This is a genomic window from Microbacterium sp. B24 (assembly GCF_000333415.1).
GTDB lineage: Bacteria > Actinomycetota > Actinomycetes > Actinomycetales > Microbacteriaceae > Microbacterium.
Genome location: NZ_BADB01000352.1, coordinates 1 through 5740 on the forward strand (window position 1 = coordinate 1; position 5740 = coordinate 5740).

General features: G+C 72.0%; 4 protein-coding genes. All 4 read right to left on the reverse strand.

All coding sequences use genetic code 11. From position 1 onward, the window contains the following. Positions 1-469, reverse strand: a 469-nt coding sequence (locus I5I_RS18035) for an SbcC/MukB-like Walker B domain-containing protein (protein WP_441295540.1), incomplete at its 3' end; no start/stop codon positions are given. A gap of 2285 nt (positions 470-2754) precedes the next feature. After that, on the reverse strand, positions 2755-3030 hold the full coding sequence (locus I5I_RS17575; protein WP_239640070.1) for an AAA family ATPase: 276 nt from the start codon (positions 3028-3030) through the stop codon (positions 2755-2757). Beyond that, positions 3027-4175 carry an exonuclease SbcCD subunit D gene (locus I5I_RS09085; RefSeq protein ID WP_036318503.1) on the reverse strand — a complete coding sequence of 383 codons (1149 nt, stop codon included), beginning with the start codon at positions 4173-4175 and terminating at the stop codon, positions 3027-3029. The genes I5I_RS17575 and I5I_RS09085 overlap by 4 nt, the downstream gene beginning before the upstream one ends. A gap of 53 nt (positions 4176-4228) precedes the next feature. Further along, positions 4229-5695, reverse strand: a complete 1467-nt coding sequence (locus I5I_RS09090) for an MFS transporter (protein WP_083867979.1) — start codon at positions 5693-5695, stop codon at positions 4229-4231. Positions 5696-5740: the final 45 nt, after the last annotated feature.

A 5740-nucleotide genomic window follows, 5' to 3' on the forward strand; every position in this document is an offset into this window, starting at 1 on the left:
GGCCCTCCGGCGTCGATGCGACCAGCAGCTGGGCCGGCAGCTGCTCCTTCATCGCCTCGACGTGGCTGATGACACCGACGGTACGCCCGCCCGCGCGCAGGTCGTCGAGAGTCCGCAGCGCGAGTTCGAGTGTCTCGGGGTCGAGCGATCCGAAGCCTTCGTCGACGAAGAGCGTGTCCAGACGGATGCCGCCGGCCCGGGCCGTGACGACCTCTCCAAGACCGAGCGCGAGGGCGAGCGAGGCGAGAAAGGTCTCGCCGCCGGACAGCGACTGCGGCGGACGCCGCCGGCCGGTGTGCGCGTCGAGTACGTCGAGGCCCAGGCCCGACGCGCGCCCGCGCGCGGCACGGGCGTCGGAGTGGTGCAGGGTGTAGCGTCCCGACGACATCTCCGCCAGACGCACGTTGGCAGCCGCGACGATCTCCTCCAGTTCGGCGGCCAGCACGAAGGTCTCGAGGTCCATCCGCATCGTGTTCGGCGCCCGCCCGGCCACACTGTCGGCCAGACGGATCACGGCGGCGGCCTCGTCGGCGCTCTCCTGCACCTCCGCCAGGGCACGGTCGACCTGCTGCAGCAGATCCTGGAGCGCCTCGGCCGTGCGGACGGCGCCGGCGTGAGCGGAGATCGCATCGGTGCGCGCGGCATCGGCGAGCTCGACGGCATCGCGAGAAACGTCGACGTCGTGGGCCGAGGGGTCATCGCCGCCGGCGTCGAGTTCGAGTTCGAGAAGTCGAGAGCGCGTCGCCGACAGCTGCGCCGCATGATCGGCGATCGCGATGTCGATCCCCTCGATCTCCTCGTCGGAGATGAGCGCCGCCCGGGCCGCGTCGAGATCGTCGAAACCGGAGGCCGCGAGCAGCGCGTCGAGTTCCTGTCGGGCGTCGAGGTGCGCACGAGCGCGCTCATCACGTGCGGCATCAGCCACGACGACCGCGCGCGCCCGATCGCGCTCCTCGGCGACGGCGTCGATTCTCGCCGCCACCGTCGCGAACGACCCGCGCGCCGCGGTGACGACCGCCTCGAGGCGGGAGATGTCGGACTCGGCCGCGCGGGCACGCTCGCGCGCCGTCGCGAGGTGTTCGACGCACGCCGCGCGCCGCTCGTCGTCGGCCGCGGCGGCCTGCTCGGCACGCGCGCGGCGCTGCGAGAGGCCGGCGAGTTCCGCGGCCGCACGCTCGGCCTCGGCCTGCGCCGCGGACGTGGCGGCGAGCCTCTCCTCGGCCTCGGCTCCGTCGAGGCCGCCGGCGACGATGCGGGCCGCAGCGACAGCTTCCCGTGCGAGACCGGCACGCTCGCGCGCGTCGGCCTCGGCGACGGACGCCTCGTCTCGCGCGCGCTCGGCCGCCACCAGCAGGTCATCGGTGACGGGCTCGTCGGCGGGCGGCGAGGGGTGGGGATGCTCGGTGGAGCCACAGACCGGGCACGGCTCCCCGGGAACGAGCGCGGCCGCAAGCTCCGCCGCGACGCCGGCGACACGTCGACGCAGCAGCGCACCGAGCGCAGCCGAGGCGGCCTCGGAGTCCGTCAGCGCCGTCGCGTACGCAGCCTCGGCCGCGGCGAGCGCGGCCGCGAGGTCGTCGGCACGGTGGGCCGCAGCGACGACCTCGCGCAGACGCAGGTGTTCGGCACGCAGATCGTCGAGACGCGCCGCGGCGACCGACACGGCGGCGATCTCGGCGTCGATCTGGGCACGCTCGGCGGGACGGGCGGCGCGGCGGTCATCGATGTCCGCGAGGTCGTGCTCGCGCGCCACGATCGCGGCGATCGCAGCCTCGTGCTCGACCCGACGCGCGACGAGGTCCCGCTCCTGAGCGGCTGCGATCTCCCACCGGGCGAGATCACCGGTGAGCTGCTCGACCGCGCGAGCGGCATCGGCTGAAGCGTCCGTGCGGCCCGCACGCCACCGATCCCGAGCCGTGTCGGCGTCGTGCGCCGCCGCCGCCGCAGCGCGCTCGGCACGCTCGAGAGAGTCGAGAGGGGCGCGCAGCACCGCGGCGGCACGCCCGCCATCCAGCCGGCGGCGCACACGTGCGATCTCGTCGGCGCGGGCCTCGAGTTCACCGAGGCGGTGGCGCAGCGTCTGTCGCTCCTGCGCGCGCGCCGCGGCGGCCACGACCGCGGCGTGCGCGGTGGCCGCGGCGGCGAAACGCTCCTCGGTCGCCGTGCGCGCGAACTCCGCCTGTTCGACGCGGTACCGCGCGCGGCGGTGCGCCCGCGCGAGATCCTCGCGACGGGTTGCCACGGGCGCCGGCGCGGGATCCGCGCGCCGCGGGTCGGGGTGCGCTGCAAGCTCCGATCCGCCCGCGTGCTCGTCGGCGAGGTCGCCGGCGCCGTCCTGCGCCTGGCGGGTGTCGAGATCGTGGGCTCGGGCCAGCCTCTCGCCCTCCTCGACGAGCGTGCGCGCACGCGAGTCGACCGCGGCCAGAGCCGTCTCCGCCTCTCGGCGCCGGCTGTCGAGCTCATCACGGTACTGCTCGAATCGACGCGTACCGAACAGCGTGCGCAGCAGGCCCTGGCGCTCCTCACCGGAAGCGAGCAGAAACCGCGAGAACTTGTTCTGCGCCAGAAGGATCACCTGCTGGAACTGCTGCGCGTTCAGACCGAGGATCTCGCCGAGAGCCTCGCCGACCGTGCGCGGTTTCGCCGCCCGCCCGACCCATCTTNNCCTCGACAGCTCCTCCAGCTCCGCCCGCGGGGGTTCCGTCGTCAATCCGCCCCCGCGCTTGGCGGGGCGGTCGTATTCCGGCGCCCGCGTCACGCGCCAGCGTCGCGCGCCGACGGTGAACTCAATCGCACCTCGTCCGGGTCGGAGAGATCCGCGTGGTCGCTGCGCAGACGCTTCTCCCCGCCGTCATAGGGAGGCACGCTGCCATACAGGGCGAAGCTGACCCCGTCGAGAATGCTCGATTTGCCGGTGCCGGTGCGCCCGGAGATCAGGAAGAGTCCGTCGGCATCGAACGCGTCGAAGTCGACGACCTGCGTCTCACGGAAGGGCCCGAAGCCGGTGAGCTCCAAACGGTGGAGCTTCATGCCAACGCCTCGACGACGACGCGCTCCTCGAGGACGTCACGCAGCACCTCGCGCTCTCGCTCCGTCAGCCCCTCGCCGTCACGCACATGTGACAGGAACGCATCGAACAGCTCGAGGTCGCTGCGTGCGGCCCGGACACGATCGGTGTAGCCCCGCCCATCGCTGTGGCGTGCGACGTCCGGCACGTGCACGACCTTGGCGCAGTACGGAAAGCGCTGCTGCAGCCGACGCAGCGGATCGCGCACCGGAAGATCATCGGTGTACTCGACGCTGACCCATGCGTCGCGGGCGTCGTCGGAGCCGGGGTCGGCCAAGATCTCCTCGAAGGGTCCGCGCAGGGTGACGAGGCGTCGAGGCACCGGCAGCTCGAGCCAGACCGCCGCGGCGGCTCCCTCGGCATCCAGATCGATGAGCCACGACCCGCGGGGCTTGTGCCCTTCACCGAAGCTGTAGTGCAACGGCGCACCGGCGTAGCGCACATGCGCCGCGAGCTTCTGGCGGCCGTGGATGTGCCCGAGGGCGACGTAGTCGACACCGTCGAAGACCGACAGCGGGACGACGTCGAGTCCGCCCTGCTGGATGTCGCGCTCGAGGTGGGGAGTCGGCTCCACGCCGGCGGCGAAGCAGTGCGCGATCGCCACCGTCCGTCCTCCACGGCAGGCATGATCAGCGCGGACGAGGTCCATCGCGCGGCCGACCGCATCGGCCTGCGTACGCACCCCGGGCCACACTGCACGCACGAGGGCGGGTTCGAGGAAGGGGATGCCGTAGAAGTGCACCGGCCCGTGCTCGTCCGACACGGTGATCGGCTCGCCGATCGCCGTCGGGTCGGTGCGCACGTGGATGCCGTCGCGCAGCAGAGCCGCCTGGAAGCCGAGCCGCGCCGCGGAGTCGTGATTGCCGCTGGTCACGATGACCTGCGCACCGGTATCGGCGAGGGCCCGCAGCGTCTCGGACAGCAGCGTGTAGCAGGCGGCCGCCGGCGTCGCGGAATCGAAGACGTCGCCCGCCACGACGACCACGTCGACCGCGTGGGCGCGGACCTGATCGGTGAGCGTCTCGAGCACGCCACTGAGCGCCTCGAGCGTCGAATGACCGTGGAAGGTCCGCCCGATGTGCCAGTCGGAGGTATGCAGGATGCGCATGGCACCACGCTAGGCGCAGCCGCCGACATCGCGGGGAAGGCCCGCGGGCCGGGTCAGTCCTGGGCGGCTCTGCGCCGTGCGCCGAGGTCGATGACTCCAATCAGCAGTGCGATGCCCAGGAAGACGCCGACGGCCACCATTCCGTACGCGTATGCGTCGTGGAAGACCGCGAGGGAGTCTGTCGCGCCGTCCTTCTCGCGGTAGACCGTCGAGTAGAAGAGCGAAAGCCCGATCGCGGTGCCCACCGCCGTCCCGACGCGCTGGCCCAGCTGGCCGACCGAGCCGGCGAGCCCTCCCTCGCGCGTGGGGATCTCGGCGAGCGTGAGCGTCTGGTTCGGTGCGACCACGAGGCCGGCGCCGGCGCCGGCGAGGACCATGACCCCCGCCATCGCGTACTCCACGACACCGGCCGGCACCGTGTACGCGACGACGGCGAGCGCGACGACGCTGACGAGCACCACGATCAGTCCGCCCACCACGAGCGGGCGGCCGAGTTTGCCGACGAGCGAGCCGCCGAACCACGCGGTGATGGCGCTGGCCACGGCGAAGCCGATGGAGACCATCCCGGCGAAGACGGGTTCGGTGCCGATGCCGATCTGCAGGAAGAGCGTGGTCAGCAGGAACATCGCCGGGATCGCGGTGAAGTAGGTGGTGACGACGAGGGTGCCGTTGCGGAATGACGAGATCGAGAAGAGGGAGAACGGCACGAGAGGTGAACGACCGGATGCCGCGTACCGCCGCTCCCACCACGTGAACGCGGTCACGAAGACGACGAAGAGCACGAGGCTCCACCACCGGCGGGGATCGTCGGTGGGCGCGCCCGTCGTGAAGAGGAAGGGCCACATGAGGGTCACGATCGTGAACGCGAGCAGCACGAGACCCACCGGATCCAGCTGCAGACGCCCGGGGGTCGCGCGCCGCGTTCGCGGCAGCAGGCCGAGCACTCCGGCGATCACGAGCGCACACAGCGGCACGTTGATCCAGAAGATCCATCGCCAGCCGTCCTGCACCCCGCCGACGGCGATCATGAGGCCCCCGAATGTCGGGCCGATGGCGGTGGCGACGCCGATCGTGGCTCCGAACAGTCCGAACGCGCGTCCGCGCTCCTTGCCGACGAAGATCTGCTGGATGGTCCCCAGCACCTGTGGCATCTGGATTCCGGCGGCGAGGCCCTGCACGAGCCGGGCGGCGATCAGCACCTCGATCGTGGGCGCGAGGGCGCACACGACGCTGGTGATGAGGAACAGGCTCAGACCGACGAGGAAGAGGGCCTTGCGCGATCGCTGGTCGCCGAGGCGCCCGAAGGGCACGAGGGCGAGGCCGAACATCAGCACGTAGCCGGAGACGACGATCTGCAGCTGTGTCGACCCGGCACCCAGCGCTTTCTCGATCGAGGGCAGCGCGACGTTCACCTTGCTCAGATCGAGGATCGTCAGCGCCGCGACGGACACGCAGACCCAGAACGCGCGCCAGCGCTGCCCGCCGTTGAGGGAGATGCTCGCGGTACCCGGACTGGTCACCCGTCACGCTATCGCTCCCCGGCGCGTGGCCGTCCTCGACAGCTG